Origin of the sequence: Burkholderia sp. 22088 (assembly GCF_052045915.1) — a bacterium.
GTDB classification, from domain to species: Bacteria; Pseudomonadota; Gammaproteobacteria; order Burkholderiales; family Burkholderiaceae; genus Burkholderia; species Burkholderia cepacia.
This window is the reverse complement of record NZ_JBQEPY010000001.1, coordinates 1-23786: the sequence shown is the minus strand read 5'-3', so window position 1 is coordinate 23786 and position 23786 is coordinate 1. Positions and strand designations below refer to the sequence as shown.

Sequence of the window (23786 nt, the reverse complement as noted above, 5' to 3'; positions counted from 1 at the left end):
AATCCCGACCGTTGCCGCTCCCCCGCGCGCGCGGCACACCACGAAAAAGGGGGCTTCACGGCTCGGCGTGAAGCCCCCTTTGCGCGGCACGACCGCGACCAAGGCCACCCGGCGACGGCATACGTGCCGCCATCGCCGGCCGGCCATCCCGTCAGGCACGCACGCCGGGCGGGTGTCGGATCGAAGCCGCAATGGCGCGACGTTCCCGGAAGGCGTGTATCACCACCACGAACACCGCCTCCCGGAATGCGGCGATCAGTTCCGGATGTCGCCGAAATCGAGGCCCGCGACCGGCACCGCCGCCGCGCTTCCGCTCACGCTGCTGCCGCGCACGGAGCCGATGTTGAGGCCGACCAGCCCGCCGTAGAACTGGTCGTAACCGGCCGTGTACGCAACACGGCTCCTCGAGCTCGAGTTCTCGACCGTACCGAAGTTTCCACCCGCCACGCCACCCAGCCGCGCATTACGCCCGCCGGACACCTTGCCTGACGACGACGACGACGCGATCCTGCCTGCGTTGTTGCCGACGAGACCGCCGACCCAACTGTAATCACCGCCCTTTGCCGAACCCGACGAGTCCGACGCATTGATCGATGCGCCAGCGGAGTTGATGCCGACCAGTCCGCCGACGTTGCCATCGGTTCCGGCAACGACGTCACCCGATGCGCTCGACGACGATACGCTGCCGTCATTGCGTCCGACCAGACCGCCCGCATCGCCGGCTCCGTCGACGGTCACGGCCCCGCTCGCGCTGGCGCTCGCCACCGTGCCGGCGTTCTTGCCGACGAGCCCGCCGGCGCTGCTGTTCGCACCGGCCGATACGTCGCCCGCCGCGGAGGACGCGGTAAGGGTGCCGCCGTTTCCGTTCTCGCCGACCAGACCGCCAGCCTTCGCGTTGTCGCCCACGGTCACGCTGCCCTTCGCGTCGGACGCTTCGATCGATGCGGCGTTGTAGCCGACGAGGCCGCCCGCCGTCGCGTAGCGGCCCGCCTTCACGGTCGCACTCGACGAAGAGGCCTTGATCCGTCCGGCCTTGTCCCCGCCTTCGTTGAAGCCGACGAGACCGCCGACACGCCCGCCGCTGCCCGGCGCGTTGACGCTGCCCGCAGCCGACGAGCCCGCGATGATGCCCCGGTTGACCCCGACCAGGCCGCCCGTGCCGCCCGCCGAGCGGCTGCTCACCTGAACGTCGACGCGGCTGTTCGCGATGGTCGCGTCGCCGAGGTCGGGGTACAGGACCGTGCGGTTTTCGCCGACCAGGCCGCCAACCGCCAACGCATTCTTGTCGCCTTCGACCCGGCCCGACACGAACGCGCGATCGATCGAACCGCTCAGATTGCTGCCGACCAGGCCGCCGACATACGTCAGGCCTTCGCCGCTCACGAACACGTCCTTCGCCTTCACGTTCGATATCTTGCCCGCGTTGGCGCCTGCCAATGCGCCGACGCTGACGGGAGCGCGATTGGGCTGACCAAACGCTTGCGCCCTGACGTTCTCCAGCGTGAGGTTGGAGATCCGGCCAACGTTGCTCGCGAACAGCCCGACGAAGGCTGCGCCGGGATTCACGACCGACAGGTTGCCGATGGTATTGCCGAGGCCGTCGAACACGCCGCCGAATGCGTTGCTGTTGCCGCCGAGGCTGCGGAACTGGGCGCCGTTGCCGTTGATCGCATTGCCCAGCACGTAACGGCCGTTCAGGTTGCCGTCGACGTCGCGCAACCCCGCGAGGTCATGAATCACGCGATACGCTTCCCCGTTTGCCGAGAACGATGCATTGCGCCCCGACAGCGTGACCACCGCACCGTCGTTCGCCAGCGTATGCCCGCTGCCCGAATTCAGCTCGAGGTGCGCGTTTTCGCCCGTCAGCGCCAACGTGTTGCCGATACGGACGCGCTTCGCCGCATTCACCGCCACGCCCGCGTTCGCGCCGCTCGCCGTCAGCGACTGCTTCAGGTCGACGTTGCCCTTTTGCGACGTCAGCGTCAGCGCGTTGTCGCCCGTCCAGGTCACCGCGTCATTCACCGTCAGATCGCCCGACGTATTGGTCAACGCGACGTTCGTCGTGCCCAGGTTGCGCGACAGCGTCTCCCCGTCGATCGCGTTGGCTCCGGAGCCGACCCCTGCGTTGGCCGCCTCGATCGTCCACCGGCCCGCGCGGCCCGACGCCGCGCGCGTATCCACCTGCGCGTCGCGCGCCACCGTCACCCGCTCGCCACGCGTCGTCACCGTGCCGCCTGCCGTCGATGCGTCCTGCGCACTCGCGTCGAGCTTCCCGCCGACATGAACCTGGCCGCCGTCCAGCGTGATCTTCCCGTCGCGGCTGCTCAGGCCCTTCGCCTCGATCGCGCCGCTGTTCTTCACCACCGAACCCAGCAGATCGCCCGCCGCGCGCGCCGTCATCAGCACTTCACCGCCGTCCGCCTGCAGCAGCCCGCCGTTGTGCGCCTGCGCGTCCACCGCCCCGCCTTCCACCTGCAGGCTCAGCAGCCCCTGGCCGTCGAAGTTCACGTTGAACGCATTGCCCGCGCCCAGCGCCACGCGCCCCATCTGCGCGCGGATCACACCCGTGTTCGACACCCGCGCGCCCAGCAGCGCCACGCTGCCGCCGTCCGCCGCCGTGATCGTCCCCGCGTTCTGCACCGACTGGCTCGACGTCCCCGCGAACCGGTAGCGCCCCGCCAGGAAATCCGCGTCCGACAGGTTCTGCGTCGACGCCACCAGACCGCCCACGTTCACCTGGGCACCCGCACCGAACATCACCCCGTTCGGGTTCACCAGGAACACCCGGCCGTTCGCGTCGAGCTGACCCAGGATCTGACTGCCGTTCGACCCGAGCACCCGGTTCAGCGCCATCGACTGGCTCCCCGGCTGCTTGAACGACACCCGCTCGCCGCTGCCCACGCTGAAGTCCTGCCAGTTCGTGATCAGCTTGTCCGTGTGCTGGTGGATCGACATCGTTTTGCCGTCCACCGACGTGTCGATGTTCGCCTTTCCCGACTCGATCACGCCGCCCGTCGGCAGCGCATACGCGCCCGACGCCGCGAGACCCAGCAGCGACACGCCCGCCGCGAGCAGGCGCTTGCCGCCGCTCGACTTGCCACGACGGCGCGCCGTTTCCCCGACCGCGCACCAGCCTCCCTGCGCTTCATTCCATACCAACGAGTAGGCTTTATTCATTTTGGGATCCTCTTCAATTTACTCAAGAAAGACCGTCTTGCCAGACGGACTGCGATCACGCTCGCTCAGAAATACCGAGCGGCCTGAACCCATACGCTCGGCGCGCGGGTCGGCGAGTCGCCTCCCCTGCCGAGCGGCAATGCGGCAGTCAGCGACACCTGCCGGGTCGAGCCGTACCAGCTCGCGCCGAAGCCCACCGACTGCATGTGCTGCGTATTCCGTTCGCGCGTCCATGGATGCCGGTTGAGCTGCACGCCGCCCGCGTCGACGAACGTGCTGACCTGCCATCCGGGCGCGGCGAGATAACGCAGTTCCGCGCTTGCCTGCCAACCCTGATCGCCGCTGCCTTCGCCGAGCGCATACGCGCGCACGCCGTATGGTCCGCCGAGGCTGAATTTCTCCGACGAATCGAGATTGCGCGACGCAAGCTGGCCGCTGACCTGCGCGTACACCTGGAACCGGCTGCCCACGGCCTGAATGCGCTGCAGGTTCAGGTTCAGCTTCGTGAAACTGCCGATCGCGTTCGTCAACTCGTTCGCTCCGAGCGCATCGTTGCTGCGCAAGCGCCCGACGCCGAACATCACCGAGAAGCCGTTGCGACCGCCGCCCAGCCAGCCGTCCTGGCTGTTCCCGCTGAGCGCGACAGTCCACAAGCCGACGTTCTTGTCGTTGCGCAACGAAAAGACGCCGTATTCGTCATGCAGGTTCTTGTTCTCGTACTGAATCTGGGCCGTAAGGCCCGCGTTGCGTGCGCGCACGATCGGCTGCGCGACGTACACGGTCTGCACGCTCGCGCGCCCGCTCGCGTCGAGATCGGAAAAGCCGCCGGTGAGCCGGTAGCGCAGCGACGAATACCCCACCCCGACCCGCGTCGACGCCGGTCCGACCGGCACCTGATAGGCGGCGCGGCAATAGCGTTGCCGTTCATTGCTGACGAGCCCGCGCAGGCTCAGGCGATCGCCGAGCCGCAGCGGCGCATTGACGTCGACGCTGCCGCCGACGCGGTAACGCCCCGTCGACGGATCGCCGAAGTTGTCGAATTCGAGCGCCCCGGAAGCAGGCGACGCGCGCCCGGCCTCGACGACGAGATCGGTGGTGCCTGGCGCGTCGCCGGGACGCAACGTGCCGCGCGCGCCGACGCCCGCCAGATCGTCGAGCAGCAGCAGGCGGCGCTCGAGACTGGCGCCACGGACGACGTCGCCCGCGCGCAGTGCCGCGAGCGGCTGGCGCAGCACGGCGTCGAATACGCGGGAATGGTTCTGGATCTCGATGCGGCCGTAGCGGCCTTCGACGACTTCGATGCGCACGACGCCGTCGTCGATCTCCTGCTTCGGCAGATAGGCTCGCGCGAGCACGTAGCCGCGCGCGCGATAGAAGGCGGAGATCCGCTCGGCCGCGCGCTGAAGATCGGCGAAGCCCAGCGCATCGCCGGCCAGATCGGCGACGAGCGCCTGCAGCGTTGCGCTGTCGAATACCGTATTACCGCCGACCTCGAACCTGCGCACCCAAACACGTGCCCCGGTTTCGGCAGGCGCCTGCGCGGCGCTGCCGGACGGCACGATCTCAAGGTCGGGTGCGGCTTCCGCCGGCAGGTTCGGCCGGGACGTCTCGATGTCGCGCATCGCCGAGCCGGCGTTCGGCGCCTGCGCATACGCGTGGCCGAACAGGCTCGCGGCACCCGCTCCGCACAGCAGCGACAGGCACATCGCGCGGCCGACGCCGGCGGTCGCTCGCCGCATGCCGCGAGCGCCGATCACCCCGGCATACTCATCGGCAGCGCGAAGGCCCGCCGCCGGAAAACGGTCGATGTCGTCACGACAACGGACGACGATTCTGATTGGTTCTACCCACATGCGTCGCGGCACCCTGAATCGAGTTGCCGGATACTCGCCGGCAATCAAATAATTCGGGGCATGCTACCGATCGATAGTCCGCGTGTATGTAGGGCACGTACGAAATTAGCGCGGCATTTTTCGTTCAATTAGAGACGTGTATCAGCCTTCGCGAGCTGAAACATCGCAATCCTATTCATTTATCCCGTGCGATGCCGGCGTGCGACGGCGATCGTCGCAAAGCCCGCGGCTCCGGCCAGCAGCACCGCGGCCGCGAGCCAGAGCACCGGCGTGAACGACGCGTACCGCGCAACCAGCGGCGCCGCGACGAGCGGCCCCAGGATCTGCCCGACCCCGTACGACGCGGTCGCATAACCCATCAGCCCGGCCGCGCGTTCTCCGTGGAGCCGCCGCGCCTCGCGCATCGCGAACAGCGTGATCGCGGTGAACGGCAGGCCGAGCAGCGCGCTGCCGACCGAGAAGCCGGCCGCGTTCGGCCACACGATCCCCGCCGCGATCCCGAGCGCCTGAGTCGCGCAGCCGGCGGCGAGCAGCAGCCGGTTGTCCCAGTGGCCGGGCAATCGCGAAGCGGCGATCGCGCCGACGATCAGCGCCGCGCCGAACATCGGCCAGAACAGGTCGGGCCACGGCGAGCCGGCCGGCAGCGCGGCACGCGCGATCACCGGCAGGAACGTCGCGGTGATGATGTAGCCGAAGCCCGGCATCCCGTACAGCACGACGAGCCACGCAGCGTCGACCCGATGGCGCCGCGCGTCGTGCGGTGCCGCGACCGTCGCCGCATGCCGGGCAGGCTCGGCCGTCGGCACGGCTGCCGACACCGGCGCACTGCCGAACGTGCGCCAGATCGCAATCGACAGCACGGCCGACAGCGCCGCGAAACCGAGCCAGCCGGGCGCCGCGCGCTGGCCGGCCAGCGCGCTGCCGATCAGCCCCGTCACCACGATGCCCACGCCGGGCCCCGCGTAGATCACCCCGCTCCACTCGGGCGCGTGCAGTTCGGCCAGCCGCCGCAGCCCCCATTGCGACACGAACACGAACGTCCAGGCGCTGACGACGCCCGCGACGAAGCGCACCACGAGCCACACCGGCAACAGATGGCCGACGCCCATCGCGGCGGTCAGCAGCACGGTGGCGGCAAGCCCGATGCGCACCATCCGTGCGGGCGCGGCGCGCACCGCCGCGCAGCTGACCGCACCGACGAAATAGCCCGCGTAGTTCGCCGACGCGAGCCAACTGCCGGCCTTCAGACTGATCGAGCCGTCGGCGAGCATCAGCGGCAGCAGCGGCGTGAACGCGAAGCGGCCGACGCCGAGCGCGACCGCGAGCCCGATCATGCAGGCGAGCGCGGCCGCGCGGGCGCGGCGGTCGGCGTCGGCATCATCGGGCAGCTGTACGCCGGCGGCGGCGCTCGGGGCATCGGAACGGGACATGGCGGCATGGGCCGCGCGCGAAACGCGCCGGCCGGATCGGAAATCGGAACGTTTCCATCGTAGCTTGACCAAACGTTCTCGAAAAATGAATAATTGAGAATCCATTCATCGCTCGGAGAGAATCATGGATCTGGCGGCGCTGGCGATATTCCGGGCCGTGGTGCGCGAGAACGGCGTGACGCGCGCGGCGGCCAAGCTCAATCGCGTGCAGTCGAACGTCACGACGCGCATCAAGCAGCTCGAGGAGGAACTCGGCGCGGCGCTGTTCGTGCGCGACGGCCGCCGGCTCGTGCTGACGCCGGCCGGGCACACGCTGCTGCCGTATGCGGAGCGCCTGCTCGCGCTCGCCGACGAGGCGCGCGACGCGGTGCGCGAGGACACGCCGCGCGGGCGGCTGCGGCTCGGCACGATGGAGAGCACGGCCGCGAGCCGGCTGCCGACCGTGCTCGCGCGCTATCACCACGCGTGGCCCGACGTGTCGCTCGAACTGGTGACGGGCACGACGGGCTGGCTGATCGAGCGCGTGCGCGACTTCGAGATCGACGCCGCGCTGTTCGCGCGCCCGCCGGCACCCGACACGCTGCCCGACACGTTCGAGACCGTGCCGGTCTTCCGCGAGGATCTGGTGCTGCTCACGCCGCGCGGCCATCCGCCGGTGCGCACGCCGCGCGACGTGATCCTGCCGACGCTGATCGCATTCGAGCGCGGCTGCACGTATCGCAAGTACGTCGAACAGTGGTACGCGGCGCACGGCGTCAAGCCGGCGCGCGTGCTCGAACTCGGCTCGTATCATGCGATCGTCGCGTGTGTCGCGGCAGGTGCCGGCGTCGCGGTCGCGCCGCGGTCGGTGCTCGACCTGCAGCCCGAGACCGGCAACATCGCCGCGCACGTGATCCCCGAGCTGGAGGGCATCGACACGCTGCTCGCGTGGCGGCAGGGTTATGCGTCGGCGGCGTTGGCCGCGTTGCGCGATGCGCTCACCGAAGCCGCACGGCAGCCGGATGGCGCGGCGAAGCCGCCGGTGGCCGTGCCGGTCTGAACCGCCGGCCCCCGCTTCCACCGCGCACAAACAAACGGCCCGACCGGTATCAACCGGTCGGGCCGTTTTTCATGTCGAGCGACGCCGCCTTCAACGAGACGGCATCGCATCGGTCGTGACGATCAGAGCCGCTCTTCGACCCAGCCCTTCACGCCGGCCAGCGCGCCGGGCAGGTTCGCCGGCTCGGTGCCGCCCGCCTGCGCCATGTCCGGGCGGCCGCCGCCCTTGCCGCCGACCTGCTGCGCGACGAAGTTCACGAGCTCACCGGCCTTGACCTTCTTGCTCGCATCCGGCGTGACGCCCGCGATCAGGCTGACCTTGCCGCCTTCGACGGCCGCCAGCACGATCGCCGCGCTCTTCAGCTTGTCCTTCAGCTTGTCGACCGTTTCGCGCAGCGTCTTCGCGTCCGCGCCGTCGAGCGTCGCGGCCAGCACGTACACGCCGCCGATTTCGACGGCCTGCTGCGCGAGCTCGTCGCCCTGGCTCGATGCGAGCTTCGACTTCAGCGCGCCCAGCTCCTTCTCGAGCGACTTCACCTGGTCCTGCACCTGCGCGATACGCTGCGTCAGTTCCGACGGCTGCGCCTTCAGCGCCGCTGCCGCTTCGTTCACACGCGCGTCGAGCTCCTGCACGTAGCGCAGCGCGTTGTCGCCGGTGATCGCCTCGACACGGCGGATGCCGGCCGCGACGCCGCCTTCGACGACAATCTTGAAGAAGCCGATGTCGCCGCTGCGGCTCACGTGCGTGCCGCCGCACAGTTCGCGCGAGAAGCCGAGGTCGAGCACGCGCACTTCATCGCCGTACTTCTCGCCGAACAGCGCCATCGCGCCGCCCTTCACAGCTTCGTCGTACGGCATCACGCGCACGATGCCCGGCGCGTTGGCCAGGATTTCGTTGTTGACGATCTGCTCGACGCGACGGATTTCGTCGTCGGTCATCGGCGCGTTGTGCGCGAAGTCGAAACGGGTCTTTTCCGCGTCGACCAGCGAACCCTTCTGCTGCACGTGCGCGCCGAGCACTTCGCGCAGCGCCTTGTGCATCAGGTGGGTGGCCGAGTGGTTGCGCTGCGTGCGTGCACGACGGTGCGCGTCGATCTCCGCGCGCAGCACGTCGCCGACCTTCAGCGTGCCCTGCTCCAGCGTGCCGTGGTGGCCGATCACGTCGGCCTGCACCTTCAGCGTGTCAGCCACCGCGAAGCGCGTCGCGGCGTTCGCGAGCACGCCCTGGTCGCCGACCTGGCCGCCCGATTCCGCATAGAACGGCGTGTGGTCGAGCACGACGACCGCGTCCTGGCCGGTCTTCACTTCGTTGACCGACGAACCGTCGACGTACAGCGCGACGACCTTCGCGTCGTCGAACGCGATTTCCTCGTACCCGTGGAACGTGGTCTTCGCGCCCGTGTATTCGAGGCCCTGCGTGGCCTTGAACTTGCCGGCCGCGCGCGCCTGCTCGCGCTGGCGCGCCATCGCGTCGTCAAATGCCGGCTCGTCGACCGTCATCCCGCGCTCGCGGCACACGTCGGCCGTGAGGTCGAGCGGGAAGCCGTACGTGTCGTGCAGCTTGAACGCGAGCTCGCCGTCGAGCACCTTGCCGCCCTTCGCCTCGACGTCGGCCAGCGCCGCTTCGAGGATCGACATGCCGTGCTCGATCGTCTCGAAGAAGCGCTCTTCTTCCTGGCGCAGCACGTCGGTCACGCGCTGCTCGGCTTCCTTCAGCTCCGGATACGCGACGCCCATCTCGGCGACGAGGTCGGCCACCAGCTTGTGGAAGAACGCGCCCTTGCGGCCGAGCTTGTAGCCGTGGCGGATCGCGCGGCGCACGATGCGGCGCAGCACGTAGCCGCGGCCTTCGTTGCCGGGGATCACGCCGTCGACGATCAGGAACGAGCATGCGCGGATGTGATCGGCGATCACCTTCAGCGAGTTGTTCGTGAGGTCGCTGATCTCGGTCACGCGCGCGGCGGCCTTGATCAGGTTCTGGAACAGGTCGATCTCGTAATTGCTGTGCACGTGCTGCAGCACCGCGGCGAGACGCTCGAGGCCCATGCCGGTGTCGACCGACTGCTTCGGCAGGCGCGTCATGTTGCCCTGCGCGTCGCGGTTGAACTGCATGAACACGAGGTTCCAGATCTCGATGTAGCGGTCGCCGTCTTCTTCAGGCGACCCCGGCGGGCCACCCCACACGTCCGGGCCGTGGTCGTAGAAGATTTCGGTACACGGGCCGCACGGGCCGGTGTCGCCCATCGTCCAGAAGTTGTCCGACGCGTAGCGCGCGCCCTTGTTGTCGCCGATGCGGATGATGCGCTCGGTCGGCACGCCGACTTCCTTCGCCCAGATGTCGTAGGCTTCGTCGTCTTCCTGGTACACGGTGACCCACAGCTTGTCCTTCGGCAGCTGGTAGACCGTGGTCAGCAGTTCCCACGCGAACTTGATCGCGTCGTGCTTGAAGTAGTCGCCGAACGAGAAGTTGCCGAGCATCTCGAAGAACGTGTGGTGGCGCGCCGTGTAGCCGACGTTCTCGAGGTCGTTGTGCTTGCCGCCCGCGCGCACGCTGCGCTGCGCCGTCGTGGCGCGCGAATACGGACGCGGGTCCGTGCCGAGGAACACGTCCTTGAACTGGACCATGCCCGAGTTCGTGAACATCAGCGTGGGGTCGTTACCGGGCACGAGGCTCGACGAGCGGACGATCGTGTGGCCCTTCGATTCGAAGAATTTGAGAAATTTCTCGCGGATTTCGGCAGCTTTCATGGCGTGCGGGGACAGTCTGGCAAAGACGGCTTCAAACGCCGGCGCCCTTGGGCGGCGCGCGGCGGCATGGATTCGGAAACGGTCGATTATACGGGATCGGGGCCGGCTTCCGGGCAAAGCGCCAGCAAAGCGGCTCGGCCATCCGGACGGCCCAGCTGGGCCACCCGGACGGCCGATTCGCCTTAAGATGCTCGGCATGCCAATTCGCCTTGCCCGCCAAGGCCAGCCATGAAAGGAGACGATTCGACGATGGGTGCCCTGAGCCATATCCGCGTGCTGGACCTCACCCGCGTGCTCGCGGGCCCGTGGTGCGCGCAGACGCTTGCCGATTTCGGCGCGGACGTGATCAAGGTCGAGCGCCCGGGCGCCGGCGACGACACGCGCCACTGGGGGCCGCCGTACCTGAAGGACGCGGACGGCGCGGATACCGCCGAGGCCGCGTACTACCTGGCGGCGAACCGCAACAAGCGCTCGGTGACGGTCGACATCGCCACACCCGAGGGCCAGCAGATCGTGCGCGAACTCGCCGCGCAAAGCGACGTCGTGCTCGAGAACTACAAGGTCGGCCAGTTGAAGAAATACGGGCTCGATTACGAATCGCTGCGCGCGGTGAAGCCCGACCTCGTCTACTGCTCGGTCACCGGCTTCGGCCAGACGGGCCCGTACGCGCATCGTGCCGGCTACGACTTCATCGTCCAGGGGATCGGCGGCTTCATGAGCATCACCGGCGAGCGCGACGGCGAGCCGGGCGGCGGCCCGCAGAAGGCCGGCGTCGCGATCGCCGACCTCGCGACCGGCCTCTACTCGACGATCGCGGTGCTCGCCGCCCTCACCCACCGCGACCGGACGGGCGAAGGCCAGTACATCGACATGGCGCTGCTCGACGTGCAGGTCGCGCTGCTCGCGAACATGAACACCAACTTCCTCGCAAGCGGCAAGCCGCCGGTGCGCTGGGGCAACGCGCATCCGAACATCGTGCCGTACCAGACGTTCCAGACGAGCGACGGGTGGATCATCGTCGCGGTCGGCAACGACGGGCAGTTCCGCAAGTTCGTCGAGGCGGGCGGCCGGCCCGAGCTGGCCGACGACGAGCGCTTCGCGACGAATCCGTCGCGCGTGCGCCACCGCGACACGCTGGTGCCGATCCTCGCGGAAATGGTGAAGGCGCGCGGCAAGGCCGACTGGATCGACGCGCTCGAAGCGGCCGGCGTGCCGTGCGGGCCGATCAACGATCTCGACGAGGTGTTCGACAACGAGCAGGTCGTCGCGCGCGGGATGCAGGTGTCGCTGCCGCATCCGAGCGGCGCGGACGCGAAGCTCGTGCGCAACCCGATCCGGATGAGCGTGACGCCGCCCGACGCGCGTACCGCCCCGCCGCTGCTCGGCGCACAGACCGACGACGTGCTGCGCGACATGCTCGGCTACGACGACGCGAAGATCGCCCGGCTGCGCGCTAAACAGGCGATCTGAGAGGCGATCCGAGAAGCGATCCGGGCACGGCGCCCGGCGCGGGCGCCGGCGGGCAGGCCGCGGCCGCCCCGCCGCCCGCCGTCAGCCGCGGCGGGCGAGCGCGTCGAGCCAGCCGCGCGCCTCGGGCCAGTCGCCGAGCCCGCTGTCCGCATTGATGTGGCCACGCGGGCCGATATCGTGGAAAGCGCTGCCCCATGCGTTCGCGCAACCGCGCGCGAACGCGGGCGAGCCGTACGGATCGTCGCTGCTGGCGACGACGCAGGTCGGAAACGGCAGCCGTTCGAGCGGCACGGGCCCGAAGCCGTGCGCATCGGCCGGAAACGCAGGGCCGCCCGGGTCCGGCAGCGCGACGAGCAGCGCGCCGCGCACCTTCGCGAGCGCGGCCGGGCGCGCATAGCGGGTCGCCCACCACGCGGTGGTAAGCGTGCCGAGACTGTGGCCGGCGATCAGCACCGGCCCGGGCGCGGCTTCGACCGCGCGATCGAGCGCGAGACACCAGCCGTTGCGGAACGCACGGTCCCAGTCGGGCATCGCGACGCGCGAGAAACGTGCATCGGCACGCTCCCAGCGGCTCTGCCAGTGAAGCGGGCCCGAATTGGCGTAACCCGGCAGGACGAGAACGGGAAATGAGCTCATGGAAGGTGCGTCGACGGGTGAAATCGTTATATGGCGTCGACGCAGTGTCGCACACCCGTTCCTCCCTGATGCTGCCTGTCTGAAACCGGAAGGATGTGCAAGGGGCCGGGACGCGTGCGGGACGGCGTCGCGACCGGACGACGAGCCGCGTTGCACGCGGCTCGCGTCATGTCATCGATCAGCGCACGTTCGCGCCGACGATACCGCCCGCCGCGGCGCCGGCGACCGTGCCGAGCGGGCCGCCCGTCACCAGGTAACCGAGCGCGCCGCCCGCGGCCGCGCCGATGCCGGCATTGCGCTGCGTATGCGTCATGGCGCACGCGCCGAGTTGCGACAGGGCCGCGACGATCACGGCGGTACGAACGATAAACGTGGTCTTCTTCATCATGATTGTTGGTGTCCTCTCGCCGCGCGGTTATGCGAACGGCGGTATCGAATCGGTGAAGCCATCATAGGCAACGCCAAACGGCCCGGGCAATCCGATTTACGTCGTGTTACAGCCGACACAATATCGAGATAATCCGTCGAAACCCGTGCCTGCCGCGCCGCCAGCCGCGCGGGACGGACCCCGGTCAGGTAGAATCACGGGATTAAACCGGCGCGACGCGCCGACACAACCTGACGCCATCCGCATGAGCACCGAACGCAACGACGCCCCCGCGGCTTCCAATTTCATCCGCAACATCATCGACGACGACAACCGCACCGGCAAATGGGGCGGCCGCGTCGAAACACGCTTCCCGCCCGAGCCGAACGGCTACCTGCACATCGGCCACGCCAAGAGCATCTGCCTGAACTTCAGCGTCGCACGCGACTACGGCGGCGTGTGCCACCTGCGCTTCGACGATACGAACCCGGAAAAGGAAAGCGTCGAGTACGTCGACTCGATCGTCGACGCGGTGCGCTGGCTCGGCTTCGACTGGCGCAAGGACGCTGTCGATCACCAGTACTTCGCGAGCGACTACTACGACAAGCTGTACGAATTCGCCGAGCTGCTGATCCAGCGCGGCAAGGCGTACGTCGACAGCCAGAGCGCGGAAGAAATGCGCGCGAACCGCGGCTCGCTGACCGAAGGCGGCAAGCCGTCGCCGTTCCGCGACCGCACGCCGGAAGAAAACCTCGACCTGTTCCGCCGCATGAAGGCCGGCGAGTTCAAGGAAGGCGAGCACGTGCTGCGCGCGAAGATCGACATGGCTTCGCCGAACATGAACATGCGCGACCCGGTGATCTACCGGATCCGCTACGCGCACCACTACCGCACCGGCGACGCGTGGTGCGTGTACCCGATGTACGACTACACGCACTGCATCTCGGATGCGCTCGAAGGCATCACGCATTCGCTGTGCACGCTCGAATTCGAGGATCACCGCCCGCTGTACGACTGGGTGCTGAACGAACTCGCGGAAGCCGGCATGTTCACGCGCCCGCTGCCGCAACAGATCGAATTCTCGCGGCTGAACCTCACGTACGCGATCACCAGCAAGCGCAAGCTGCTGCAGCTCGTCACCGAAGGCCACGTCGACGGCTGGGACGATCCGCGGATGCCGACGATCGTCGGCGTGCGCCGCCGCGGCTTCACGCCGGAGAGCATCCACCTGTTCTGCGAGCGGATCGGCGTGACGAAGATCGATTCGTGGATCGACATGAGCATCTTCGAAGGCGCGCTGCGCGACGACCTCGACGACAAGGCAGCGCGCACGGTCGCCGTGCTCGATCCGCTGAAGCTCGTGATCGACAACTACCCGGAAGACCTCGAGGAAGCGTGCACGGCGCCCGTGCATCCGCACCATCCGGATCGCGGCGTGCGCACGTTCCCGATCTCGCGCGAGCTGTGGATCGAGCGCGAGGATTTCGTCGAGAACCCGCCGAAGGGCTATTTCCGCCTGTTCCCGGGCAACAAGGTGCGCCTGCGCTACGGCTACGTGATCGAGTGCACGGGCTTCGACAAGGACGCCGACGGCAACGTGACGGCCGTGCACTGCAACTACTTCCCGGACAGCAAGTCGGGCACCGAAGGCGCGAACAACTACAAGGTCAAGGGCAACATCCACTGGGTCAGCGCGAAGCATGCGCAGCCGGCCGAAGTGCGGATCTACGACCGCCTGTTCAAGGAGCCGCATCCGGACGCGGGCGGCGCGAACTTCCTCGAGGCGCTGAATCCGGATTCGAAGAAGATCGTCCAGGCATACGTCGAGCCGGGCAACAGCGACATCGCGCCGGAAACGCGCGTGCAGTTCGAGCGTCACGGCTACTTCGTGGCCGATCGTGTCGATTCGAAGCCGGGCAAGCCCGTGTTCAACCGGATCGTCGGGCTGCGCGACAGCTGGGGCAAGCCGGCCTGACGGATCGGACAGGCGCGGCGCCGGTCGCCCGCGCCTGACCCGTTCGTCATGCACGACAACGGCTGCGCCGATGCGCAGCCCGACCGGCCGCTCGCCGGGGCAGCCGGCCCCGAATGCCACGCCAGGAACCGTCGTCATGCCCTATTCGCTGCAGGCCATCGTCGCCAGATCCGGCGCATTTGCGTCCGCGCCGCTGCCGCGGGGGCTGCGCGTCGTCCGCCTGCGCGGCGACATCGACATGATCCCGCTCGACACCGCGTTCCGGAACGCTCACGCCATCCCGTTCTGCCCGTTGACCGACGGGGACGACACGGTGCTGCCGCCGGCACTTCTGTTGCTGTGCGAACAGTTGAGCGCGCACGCTGCACTGGCCTATGTCGAAGCCGAATTTTTCGGCGGCAGCGGCACCCAGGCGCATGCGCGCTTCGCGGATGGCCGCGCGAGCGGCCCGCTCGTCGTGTCGGACCATGCGATCAACGAAGCGCTTCGCGAACTCGGCGTCGCCAGGGGCGACGCGTTCGACGAATTCGAAGCGATCGGCCTCGACCAGCATCGCGACACCGATCGATGGCTGACCTGACTCGCCGGCGGCGAATCGGACGAACCATGAAAAAAACCGGCTTGCGCCGGTTTTTTTATTGCATGCCGGGGTTACGCGCCCGTCAACCGCCGATGCAGATCCACCAGCGACAGCTTCGTGCGAAACAGCCGCGCGAGGCTGCGGCTCGCATACGCGTCGATGTCGGCCGGCACGGTCCAGCGATACGCATCCATCTCGGGAATCATCGAGCCGTCGCGGCGGCTCGGAAACAGCGACGTGCACGTGCACTGCGCGGGATCGATCTCGCCTTCGGCCACCTGCACCGCGAACAGGTGCAGATCCTTGTCGTGCCGGTACGCAAAGCGGCCGAGATCGAGCAACCGGGCCGGCGCCAGCGCGATGCCGGTTTCCTCGAGCAGTTCGCGCAGCGCGGCGTCGGCCGGCGATTCGCCCGGCTCGCCCTGTCCCTTCGGGATGTCCCAGTGCGTGGTGTCCGTCGCATGCGCGAGGAACACGCGGCCGGCCGCATCGAGGATCACGACGCCGCACGACACCGTGCGCGGCGCGTCGCCCCGCTTCATCACGCGCGTGCTCAGCGCTTCTGCAACTGCCACTTGCCCGCGTCGGTCTTGCAATAGACGGGCTTGAGCGTCATCGTCTGGCCCTTCGCGGTGATTTCGGTGGCGATTTCACGGCAGGTCTTGCCGTCCGTCTCGGTCGTGGTCGGCGTGAGCTTCGCATCGATCTGCGTGCCGCGGCCGCTGCTCTGCCACGCCGTGGTCTCGCCGTCCTTGCCTTCGTCGCGCACCTGCGCGGCGGCCTTCGCGAGCGACGCGCGGTCGGCCTTGCTGAAGTAGCTGAGCGGCGTGTCGTTCAGGAAATTCAGGTTGTTCTGCGCATGGGCGGGCAGCATCGCGGCTGCGCACGCGGCGCCGGCCAGCACACGCGTGACGACGGAAAGGGATGCACGCATCGACATGTTGTTCTCCTTGGATGTTCGATCGAACGGCGCACCGCGCATGCCGGCGAACTGGCACGCACACTGCGCCTGTCAGCGAGCGAGGATAGCATGCGTGCCGTCCGCACCGCCTTCTAGTGGCCGGCCGGCACGGCCGCTTGCTGATATCCGTCAGTCAGCGTGCCGAGGAAGGCGATCACGTCCTTGATCTCGGCCGCGTTCAGCGCCGGCTGCTCGCCGCGCTTGCGGTCGAACGGCGCCTCGCGGTTGATGTTCGGCCAGTAGCGTTTCGGCAGGTCGTCATAGATCTGCACCTTGCCGTGCACGACCGGATAGAACTTCTCCGGATGAATGTCGCGCTCGACGTAGAAGCGCATCACGTCCTCGAGCGTGTGATAGACGCCGTTGTGGAAGAACGTCTTGCGCAGCGCGACGTTGCGCAGCGACGGCGTGCGGAACAACCCGCAGAATTCGTCGCGGCCCTTCAGGTCGGTACGCTCGGGGCCGCACGCGCCGAGGTCGTGGAAGCGCGGGTCGCGATTGACGGGCAGCGCGCGATTGCGCGGTACCGCGATCGCGATCAGCCCGAAATCGCTGAACTGCGGCGGCGTGCCGTCGAGTGCGCGCTGGCTGATGTGGCAGCTCGCGCAGTTGCCCTTCTTCTCGTCGTTGAACAACTGCAGGCCGCGCATTTCGGCCGGCGTGAGCTGCGCATGGCCCGCGAGATATGCGTCGTACTTGCTCGTGTACGGCGAGAACAGCTCGGGCGTCTGCTCGAACGTCTCGAGCGCGCGCAGCACGGCCTTGAACGTGGCCGCATCGTCGTCGAGCACCTTCACGCCGAACACCGCGCGGAACTCCTCCGCGTACGGTGCGGCCTTCACGGCCTGCGCGACCCTTGCCGGCGAGCTGTTCATCTCGAACGGCGACGTGAGCGGAATGCGCGCCTGCTCGGCGCCCGTGTCGACGCGGCCGTCCCACGTGAGGCCGCCCGTCGGGCCCGCATCGACGCTCTCGTCGCCTTCGTCGTCGGAATCGTGGAAGTGCTCGGTGAACTGCGGCACGCCCTGCAGGTACTTGAGCGACGGCACCGCACGAAAGCCCGGATGCTTCATGTCGTCGCCGCCGAACTGCACGTCCAGCGCATTGGGCGGCCCGAATGCGTGATCGGGGCTGTGGCACGACGCGCACGCGAGCTTGCCGGAACCTGACAGCGTAGGGTCGAAGAAAAGTTGCTTGCCGAGCGCCGTCATCCGGCGCACGCCTTCGTAAACTTGTGCCCGTGTCTGCGGCTGGTTCGTCGCGACCACGGCGCCGCTCGCGGCAACCGTTGCGGACGCAACGGGGTGCGCGCCGCCCGGCGCACTCGCGGCCTGTGCGGACGGCGCACCGGCACCGGGCTGTCCGTCACAGCCGGCAACGGTGACGAGCGTGGCGGCCAGCGCGAATGCGCCGGCGAGATGCAGCCACGAACGCGCGAACGCGCCGGCTGTCGGTTGGCGAGGCTTCATCGATTCGTCGGAAAGTAGGTTCAGGAGCGGCCGGAGTTTATGTCAGCCGCATGACCGTTGCATGACGACTCGTCGACAGCCAATCGAAAGGACGCCTACACCCGCCTGTCAAATCGCACCCTCAAAATGCGTGAAGCCGGACATGCCACGGTCACCTCGCGAACCGGCGGTACACGAATGCGCCGGTTCCCCACGCGACAAGAGAGAGATAGAGAGTACAACGGATGAAAAACCACGCCTGGATTCGCTTTACACCGATCGCCGTTGCCGCGGCCGCCGCCCTCACCGCCTGCGGCGGCGACGACGTGCAGCAGCAGGGCCTGTCGACGGTCAAGAACGTCGTCGTGATCTACGCGGAAAACCGCAGCTTCGACAACCTGTACGGCAATTTCCCCGGCGCGAACGGCCTGCAGAACGTGACCGCGGCCAGCGCGCAGCAGAAGGACCGCAACGGCCAGCCGCTCGCGACGCTGCCGAAGGCCTGGGGCGGCCTGACCGCGAAGGGCGTGACGCCGGCCGTGACCGAGGCGATGACGGCGAACCTGCCGAACGCGCCGTTCGCGATCGACGACCCGAACGGCTTCAACACGCCGATGAGCGTGACGACGCGCGACCTGTATCACCGCTTCTACGAGAACCAGATGCAGATCAACGGCGGCAAGAACGACATGTTCGCCGCATGGGCCGACTCGGGCGGCCTCGTGATGGGCCACTACACGCCCGACGCGACGAAGCTGCCGCTGTGGAAGATCGCGCAGCAGTTCACGCTGGCCGACAACTTCTTCATGGGCGCGTTCGGCGGCTCGTTCCTGAACCACCAGTACCTGATCTGCGCGTGCGCGCCGTTCTACGCGAACGCGGACAAGAGCCCGGCCGCCGGTTCGATCTCGGCCGTCGCCGCCGACGGCAAGTCGCTGCAGCTCGCGAGCAACTCGCCCGCTTCCGCGCTCGACGGCGCGCCGAAGTTCGTGAACTCGGGCAACCTGACGCCGGACTTCTACGCGATCAACACGATGCAGCCGCCGTACCAGCCGAGCGGCAACAAGGCGGCGTCGGGCGGCGATCCGAACCTCGCCGACCCGTCGGCCGCGACGACGCTGCCGCCGCAGTCGCAACAGAACATCGGCGACCTGCTGACCAACGCGGGCGTGTCGTGGGCGTGGTACGGCGGTGCGTGGAACCAGGCACTGCAGGCCGCGCAAAGCGGCACGGCGAACGTGATCTACGGCCCGAACATGACGGCGCCGAACTTCCAGCCGCACCACCAGCCGTTCAACTACTACGCGAACCAGGCGCCGGGCAGCACGAGCCGCGCGCAGCACTTGCTCGACGGCGGCACCGACGGCAGCGAGTTCATCAAGGCGATCGACGCGGGCACGCTGCCGCAGGTCGCGTTCTACAAGCCGCAGGGCAACCTGAACGAGCACCCGGGTTACACGGACGTCGCGAGCGGCGACCAGCACATCGCGAACGTGCTCGCGCACCTGCAGGCGAGCCCGCAGTGGAAGAACATGGTCGTGGTCGTCACGTACGACGAAAACGGCGGCTTCTGGGATCACGTGTCGCCGCCGAAGGGCGACCGCTGGGGCCCGGGCACGCGCATTCCGGCGCTGATCGTGTCGCCGTTCTCGAAGAAGGGTTTCGTCGACCACACGCAGTACGACACCGCGTCGATCCTGCGCTTCATCACGCGCCGCTTCTCGCTGCCGCGCCTCGCCGGCCTGCAACAGCGCGACGACGCGCTGAAGGCCAACGGCGGGCAGCCGATGGGCGACCTGACGAACGCGCTGCAACTGTCGCCGAACCTGTAACGGCATCGCGACAGACAGGCGGGCCGGTGTCATCGCCGGCCCGAAGGCACGAAGGGCGGCCTCCCGGCCGCCCTTTTTTCATCGGTGCGCGCGCGTCACCAGCCGTACTTCAGCTCGACCCCGACATAGTCGGCGTTGTGCCCGCCTGCCTCGCGGATCGCATCGCCGACCTGGAAATGCACGGCCTCGACCGCACCGATCAGGTTCGCGGCGATCGTCCAGTCGGCACGCAGCTGCACGTACATCCCCGTCCACGACCCGCCCTTGCCTGCCGTGCCCGGCACCACCGCGTTGCCCTGCTGGTAGACCGCATCGCCGGTCGTCTCGCGCCACTGGAAACCGAGCGCACCGAGCAGCGACAGGTTCGGCGACGGCTTCAGCGTCACCGACGGCTTCACGTGGATCAGGTTCGAATACCCGGTGAAGCCGGCGAGCGTGAAGTAATAGCCGTTCGGAAACAGCGGATTGAAGGTCTCGACACGGCCGTCGTGCGGATGCCGGTCGCCCGACGCCGCATCGACCTGCAGCGCGATGCGCGGCGACCACGGCGCGTCGAGCCGGTAGCCGGCGATCGAGCCGACCGCCCACGCGCGGATCGTGCTGCTGCCGACCGTGCCCGTCTGCAGCATCGTTTCGAGATCCCAGTCGAAGCGGCCGTGCGTGCCGGTGTAACGCAGGTCCCACACGTCACGGCGCTCCGCGCCGCTCGCATCGAGAAAGCGCGCGCTGCTGCGGTTGTAGCGCGACCAGTAGCCCGACAGGTCGCCGGGCCCGACCGACTGCCGCTCGAAGCGCACGCCGCTGAACGTGAGGTCGCGGTTCGACACGTCGTCGAACGCGGACACGGTGCGGTTCTGCACCGGCTGCGTCGCATACGCGATGAAGCGCCACTTCCGGTACTCGTAGTCGGCCCACACCGCATCGAACGCCAGCCGCACGTTCGGGCCGTCGCGCGCGGCGATGAAGCGCTGCAGGTCGAACGCCATCTCCTGACGGCCGACGCGGAACTTGAACGTCCCGCCGCCGAGCGCCCCCGTGTAGGTCGCGAACGCCTGCTCGAGATCGAGCGGGTTCCTGTCGACCGGCGAGATCGTGTTCTTGCCGAATGCGCGGTCGTCCTGCAGCTGCACGAAGAACTGCCAGTGCTGGCCGAGATGCGCATCGGCATGCACCTCGACACGCTGGATCAGGTACGTATCCGATTGCGCGGAGCCGATGCCGAACAACGGCGCGTCGTTGGTCTCGAGGCGCTCGCGCAGGTTCACGCCGAGCGACAGATAGGAAGCCGGATCGTTACCGAGCGGGATATATTTCAAGCCGTCGAGCGGTGCGCGCGGCACGCACGGATTCGCGAGCACCGACCAGTCCTCCTGCCAGCGGTTGAACAGCACGGTCGGCCGCTTGGCCGTGCAGGTCGCGGCGGGTGCGCCATCGGCGGCGGCCGGTGCGGCCTCCGCATCCGCTCGAGCCGCATCGGTACCCGCGAGCAGCAGCCCCGCGACGAGCGACGCGCGGGCAAGCCGGTCGAGGCGAGCGGCTCGCGGCGTCGCCCGATGCTGCCCGCCCGCCGCGGCCGTTCGGTCGCGCTCGCGTGCATCCGCGCGACCCGCTCGCCGGTCGCGGCCGCCGCGCATCCCGCCGCGCCGCCCGATCACGCATGCTCCCGCGCGGCGGTGCCGGCGGACATCCCCGCGCAGGCCGCCAGTCCCGCCAGCGCGACGGCCGGAGCCAGAAGCGCCCAGAACCCGAGATAGCGAAAGCCCAGCGCGCCGGCCATCGCGCCGAGCGCGAACGCGACGATCGCCGGCCACATCTTCGCGAAGCGCGCGCGTGCCGCCGTGCGCACGCTGTCGGGCGTGCCGGCGGACAGCAGGTCGACGACGTCGAGAATCGCCTGCGTGACGTTGCCGGTCATCACCGTGTTCGGCACGCCGGCGCGCGCGATCACGCGCGGATGCGCGTTCTGGATGCCCATCGCGAACGTGCCGACGATGCCGGCCAGCAGCACCGGCAGGCTGTCGGATTGCGTGACGGGCGACGCCCACACGCCGGCCGCGCAGAAGCCGAGCAGCAGCACGGCCTGGACCGCATGCAGCGCCCGCGTGCCCTGCCACGCGGGCCGCCCGGAAAACGCGCGCGCGATCAGGCTGCTCGCGACGACACCGCACACGAACGCGGGAAACACGCTCAGCTTCAGCAGGACGCCCTGGCCGAACCCCGCGGCCCCCGCGCCGATCAGCACGAAGTTGCCGGTCACGTGCGCGGTGAACAGCCCGAACAGCGCGACGAAGCTCAGCGTGTCGACGAAGCCGGCCACCGCGGCAAGAATCGTATCCTCGTGCTTCATCGCGCCACACCCGCGTGGATTTCGGCGACATAACCGCCGGGGAACCGGACCAGCGCCGCGTCGCGCCCGTCCGCCGTGTACGGCGGCACGAGCACGTCGACGCCGGCCGCCCTGGCTTTCTCCAGCGTTGCGGCCAGATCGGGCACCTCGTAGCCCGTCGTCTCGTGCCCGTACGGATAAGGCAGGTGGCCGTCCGTCACGAGCACCGTCATCTTGCCGAAGCCCGACGTGATGCGAATGCGGCGATAGGTGTCGTTCGGGCGGCCGATCTCGACGCCGGGCGCCTTCAGATCGTCCGAGACCACCTTGCCGTTCGAGAACTTGACGAAGTCGTGCACGAACTTGCGCACGCTCTGCGGCGACACGTACACGCGATTCTCGGGGATCGTCTGCAGTGCGTCGTACTTCGGCGCCTGCGTGTGCCAGTAGAGCTGCATCTTCACGCCGCCCGTCCACGCGATCACCGCATCGCGGCCGATCGGATCGGGGAACGTGTCGACGATCACTTCCGCGCCGTGCTCGCGCGCCACCTTCATCGCCGCATCCATGTCCGTGACGAGATAACCCGTGCGCTCCGCGCCGAACGGCCAGGGAGTCGGCGTCTTGAAGCCGAACACCGAGATCGTGCCGGCCGGCGTGAACACGAGCTGCGACATCGTCTGGCTCGGTGTCGGCGTGACCTGGAACACGCCCTGCTTCGACTTGCTGCCGCCGAACGTCGCGACGAAGCTGTCGGTGAAGCGATCGAAATCCTCCGGCGCCACGTACACGTGCGTCGTGTCGTATTGCGGCCCGACGGCGAGCGTCGGCGTGGCCGCCGGCAGGACGGGCGGCTTCGCGTACGCGGCCGGCGCCGCGACGAGGCCGGCGGCGATCGCCAGCGCGAGCAAGGCGGAACGAATCGATTTCATGACTGGATGTCCTTGTTGTTGATCGTCATCGAGTGGCACGGCCGTTGCCGGCCGGATACGTCGCATCGGCGAGCCGCGTCGCGAGCACGAGTGCCGCGATCAGCCCGAGATGCTCGAAAAAGCTGTTGAGCGCCATGAAACGCGCGGCGCCCGTCTGGTTCCAGAAGTCGTTCGCCACCGCCATCGCGACGAGCGTCAGCATGCCGAGGCCGCCGGCGCCGAGCCACGTGAAGCGGCGAAACACGATGCACAGCGAGCCGCCGATCTCGACGACGACCGCCAGTGCAGCCCACAACGCGGGCGGGTGCAAACCGAAATGCGCCTGCTCCGCGATTGCTGCGTCGAAGTGCATCGCCTTGTTGATCCCGCCGATCAGAAAGGCGGACACGAGTGCAAGTCGAACCAGCGCGCCGATCCACGGCTGCGCGAGCAGCGCACGAATCCACGCGGGGCTGTACCGGCCGGTTGTCGTCGCCATGTCAGACCGCCCAGCAGGAACAGCCGAACGCGCCCCAGAAGCCCTTCGTGTCCGACGTCGGCAATGCGCTGCCCCACGCGCTCGCGTGCGCATGCTGGTGCACGTTGCACGCATTCGCGCAGCCGCACATCGCGGCGGCCGCCGCCGCGCGTTGCAACGGTGCGCCGCTGCGCTGCGTCGCGCCCCAGCCGCCGTAGCCGCCGTACTCGCGCACCGGCGACCAGTCCGGCATCGCGGGCGGAATCGGCGCGTCATGCGACGCGAACGGGCCCGCGCCCCACACGATCCGGCCGCCGACCACCGTCAGCAACGCGGTCGTGCCCGCGATGTCGTCCTCCGCGCACGCGAAGAAGTCGCGATCCGGCACGACCACGTCCGCCAGCTGCCCGACCGCGATCCGCCCTTTCTTGCCGACTTCGTTCGAGAACCACGTCACGTATTCGGTCCACATGCGCAGCGCGGTCTCGCGATCGAGCAGGTTGCGCTGCGGATACATGCGCAGCCCGCCGATCGTCTTGCCCGTCACGAGCCAGGA

At 68.5% G+C, this 23786-nt stretch carries 19 protein-coding genes; 5 read left to right on the top strand and 14 right to left on the bottom strand.

Annotated features, from left to right (window positions below; translation table 11 throughout):
- Nucleotides 1-255: 255 nt before the first annotated feature.
- From ACTJLD_RS00095 to ACTJLD_RS00085, 3 genes are all read right to left on the bottom strand, one after another.
- On the bottom strand, nt 256-3177 hold the full coding sequence (locus ACTJLD_RS00095) for a two-partner secretion domain-containing protein (protein ID WP_440657612.1): 2922 nt from the start codon (nt 3175-3177) through the stop codon (nt 256-258).
- A 65-nt stretch (nt 3178-3242) separates the two neighbouring features.
- A complete protein-coding gene (locus tag ACTJLD_RS00090) occupies nt 3243-4916 on the bottom strand; it encodes a ShlB/FhaC/HecB family hemolysin secretion/activation protein (RefSeq protein WP_440657611.1) in 1674 nt (557 codons plus the stop codon).
- A gap of 293 nt (nt 4917-5209) precedes the next feature.
- On the bottom strand, nt 5210-6460 hold the full coding sequence (locus ACTJLD_RS00085) for a YbfB/YjiJ family MFS transporter (protein ID WP_440657610.1): 1251 nt from the start codon (nt 6458-6460) through the stop codon (nt 5210-5212).
- A 124-nt stretch (nt 6461-6584) separates the two neighbouring features.
- Here ACTJLD_RS00085 and ACTJLD_RS00080 point away from each other — a divergent pair, with 124 nt between their 5' ends.
- Nucleotides 6585-7499 (top strand): LysR family transcriptional regulator, encoded by a 915-nt coding sequence (locus ACTJLD_RS00080; RefSeq protein ID WP_027787754.1) that lies wholly within the window; start codon nt 6585-6587, stop codon nt 7497-7499.
- A 122-nt stretch (nt 7500-7621) separates the two neighbouring features.
- On the opposite strand, the gene alaS is transcribed toward ACTJLD_RS00080, so the two are convergent.
- Nucleotides 7622-10246 (bottom strand): alanine--tRNA ligase, encoded by a 2625-nt coding sequence (gene alaS / locus ACTJLD_RS00075; protein WP_059687268.1) that lies wholly within the window; start codon nt 10244-10246, stop codon nt 7622-7624.
- Nucleotides 10247-10495: 249 nt separating this feature from the next.
- Between alaS and ACTJLD_RS00070 the strand changes: the two genes are divergently transcribed.
- Complete coding sequence (locus ACTJLD_RS00070) at nt 10496-11716, top strand: CaiB/BaiF CoA transferase family protein (RefSeq protein WP_059699011.1); 1221 nt, start codon at nt 10496-10498, stop codon at nt 11714-11716.
- A gap of 81 nt (nt 11717-11797) precedes the next feature.
- On the opposite strand, the gene ACTJLD_RS00065 is transcribed toward ACTJLD_RS00070, so the two are convergent.
- Together ACTJLD_RS00065 and ACTJLD_RS00060 are read right to left on the bottom strand one after the other, a co-directional pair.
- Complete coding sequence (locus ACTJLD_RS00065) at nt 11798-12352, bottom strand: RBBP9/YdeN family alpha/beta hydrolase (RefSeq protein WP_175756011.1); 555 nt, start codon at nt 12350-12352, stop codon at nt 11798-11800.
- Between the two features lie 178 nt (nt 12353-12530).
- Nucleotides 12531-12740 (bottom strand): ornithine acetyltransferase, encoded by a 210-nt coding sequence (locus ACTJLD_RS00060; RefSeq protein WP_011351716.1) that lies wholly within the window; start codon nt 12738-12740, stop codon nt 12531-12533.
- Nucleotides 12741-12984: 244 nt separating this feature from the next.
- Between ACTJLD_RS00060 and ACTJLD_RS00055 the strand changes: the two genes are divergently transcribed.
- Both ACTJLD_RS00055 and ACTJLD_RS00050 read left to right on the top strand, forming a co-directional pair.
- A complete protein-coding gene (locus ACTJLD_RS00055) occupies nt 12985-14694 on the top strand; it encodes a glutamine--tRNA ligase/YqeY domain fusion protein (protein WP_027787758.1) in 1710 nt (569 codons plus the stop codon).
- A gap of 136 nt (nt 14695-14830) precedes the next feature.
- Nucleotides 14831-15274 (top strand): hypothetical protein, encoded by a 444-nt coding sequence (locus ACTJLD_RS00050; protein WP_440657609.1) that lies wholly within the window; start codon nt 14831-14833, stop codon nt 15272-15274.
- Between the two features lie 71 nt (nt 15275-15345).
- Here the strand turns inward: ACTJLD_RS00050 and ACTJLD_RS00045 are convergent, their stop codons facing one another.
- From ACTJLD_RS00045 to ACTJLD_RS00035, 3 genes are all read right to left on the bottom strand, one after another.
- Nucleotides 15346-15816 carry an NUDIX domain-containing protein gene (locus tag ACTJLD_RS00045; protein WP_027787759.1) on the bottom strand — a complete coding sequence of 157 codons (471 nt, stop codon included), beginning with the start codon at nt 15814-15816 and terminating at the stop codon, nt 15346-15348.
- Between the two features lie 11 nt (nt 15817-15827).
- Nucleotides 15828-16214, bottom strand: coding sequence for a hypothetical protein (locus ACTJLD_RS00040; RefSeq protein ID WP_060206462.1), 387 nt, complete (start codon nt 16212-16214; stop codon nt 15828-15830).
- 113 nt (nt 16215-16327) lie between these two features.
- Nucleotides 16328-17704, bottom strand: coding sequence for a cytochrome-c peroxidase (locus tag ACTJLD_RS00035; RefSeq protein WP_440657608.1), 1377 nt, complete (start codon nt 17702-17704; stop codon nt 16328-16330).
- A gap of 224 nt (nt 17705-17928) precedes the next feature.
- On the opposite strand from ACTJLD_RS00035, the gene ACTJLD_RS00030 reads away from it, so the two are divergent.
- A complete protein-coding gene (locus ACTJLD_RS00030) occupies nt 17929-19515 on the top strand; it encodes an acid phosphatase (RefSeq protein WP_027787762.1) in 1587 nt (528 codons plus the stop codon).
- Nucleotides 19516-19610: 95 nt separating this feature from the next.
- On the opposite strand, the gene ACTJLD_RS00025 is transcribed toward ACTJLD_RS00030, so the two are convergent.
- From ACTJLD_RS00025 to ACTJLD_RS00005, 5 genes are all read right to left on the bottom strand, one after another.
- Nucleotides 19611-21149, bottom strand: coding sequence for an alginate export family protein (locus ACTJLD_RS00025; RefSeq protein ID WP_416359902.1), 1539 nt, complete (start codon nt 21147-21149; stop codon nt 19611-19613).
- Nucleotides 21150-21166: 17 nt separating this feature from the next.
- Nucleotides 21167-21862, bottom strand: coding sequence for a YoaK family protein (locus ACTJLD_RS00020; RefSeq protein WP_027787764.1), 696 nt, complete (start codon nt 21860-21862; stop codon nt 21167-21169).
- Complete coding sequence (locus ACTJLD_RS00015; protein ID WP_060173001.1) at nt 21859-22773, bottom strand: hypothetical protein; 915 nt, start codon at nt 22771-22773, stop codon at nt 21859-21861. Before ACTJLD_RS00015 ends, ACTJLD_RS00020 begins: the two co-directional genes overlap by 4 nt.
- Before the next feature lie 25 nt (nt 22774-22798).
- Nucleotides 22799-23251, bottom strand: a complete 453-nt coding sequence (locus ACTJLD_RS00010) for a DoxX family protein (protein ID WP_060206430.1) — start codon at nt 23249-23251, stop codon at nt 22799-22801.
- A 1-nt stretch (nt 23252) separates the two neighbouring features.
- Nucleotides 23253-23786, bottom strand: a 534-nt coding sequence (locus tag ACTJLD_RS00005) for an amidohydrolase family protein (protein WP_440657607.1), incomplete at its 5' end; no start/stop codon positions are given.

Excerpts from the sequence above, each read along its gene's own strand:
- ACTJLD_RS00095 (WP_440657612.1), bottom strand. The coding sequence starts at position 3,177 with ATGAATAAAGCCTACTCGTTGGTATGGAATGAAGCGCAGGGAGGCTGG.
- ACTJLD_RS00090 (WP_440657611.1), bottom strand. The coding sequence starts at position 4,916 with ATGCGGCGAGCGACCGCCGGCGTCGGCCGCGCGATGTGCCTGTCGCTG.
- ACTJLD_RS00085 (WP_440657610.1), bottom strand. The coding sequence starts at position 6,460 with ATGTCCCGTTCCGATGCCCCGAGCGCCGCCGCCGGCGTACAGCTGCCC.
- ACTJLD_RS00080 (WP_027787754.1), top strand. The coding sequence starts at position 6,585 with ATGGATCTGGCGGCGCTGGCGATATTCCGGGCCGTGGTGCGCGAGAAC.
- alaS (WP_059687268.1), bottom strand. The coding sequence starts at position 10,246 with ATGAAAGCTGCCGAAATCCGCGAGAAATTTCTCAAATTCTTCGAATCG.
- ACTJLD_RS00070 (WP_059699011.1), top strand. The coding sequence starts at position 10,496 with ATGGGTGCCCTGAGCCATATCCGCGTGCTGGACCTCACCCGCGTGCTC.
- ACTJLD_RS00065 (WP_175756011.1), bottom strand. The coding sequence starts at position 12,352 with ATGAGCTCATTTCCCGTTCTCGTCCTGCCGGGTTACGCCAATTCGGGC.
- ACTJLD_RS00060 (WP_011351716.1), bottom strand. The coding sequence starts at position 12,740 with ATGATGAAGAAGACCACGTTTATCGTTCGTACCGCCGTGATCGTCGCG.
- ACTJLD_RS00055 (WP_027787758.1), top strand. The coding sequence starts at position 12,985 with ATGAGCACCGAACGCAACGACGCCCCCGCGGCTTCCAATTTCATCCGC.
- ACTJLD_RS00050 (WP_440657609.1), top strand. The coding sequence starts at position 14,831 with ATGCCCTATTCGCTGCAGGCCATCGTCGCCAGATCCGGCGCATTTGCG.
- ACTJLD_RS00045 (WP_027787759.1), bottom strand. The coding sequence starts at position 15,816 with ATGAAGCGGGGCGACGCGCCGCGCACGGTGTCGTGCGGCGTCGTGATC.
- ACTJLD_RS00040 (WP_060206462.1), bottom strand. The coding sequence starts at position 16,214 with ATGTCGATGCGTGCATCCCTTTCCGTCGTCACGCGTGTGCTGGCCGGC.
- ACTJLD_RS00035 (WP_440657608.1), bottom strand. The coding sequence starts at position 17,704 with ATGAAGCCTCGCCAACCGACAGCCGGCGCGTTCGCGCGTTCGTGGCTG.
- ACTJLD_RS00030 (WP_027787762.1), top strand. The coding sequence starts at position 17,929 with ATGAAAAACCACGCCTGGATTCGCTTTACACCGATCGCCGTTGCCGCG.
- ACTJLD_RS00025 (WP_416359902.1), bottom strand. The coding sequence starts at position 21,149 with ATGCGCGGCGGCCGCGACCGGCGAGCGGGTCGCGCGGATGCACGCGAG.
- ACTJLD_RS00020 (WP_027787764.1), bottom strand. The coding sequence starts at position 21,862 with ATGAAGCACGAGGATACGATTCTTGCCGCGGTGGCCGGCTTCGTCGAC.
- ACTJLD_RS00015 (WP_060173001.1), bottom strand. The coding sequence starts at position 22,773 with ATGAAATCGATTCGTTCCGCCTTGCTCGCGCTGGCGATCGCCGCCGGC.
- ACTJLD_RS00010 (WP_060206430.1), bottom strand. The coding sequence starts at position 23,251 with ATGGCGACGACAACCGGCCGGTACAGCCCCGCGTGGATTCGTGCGCTG.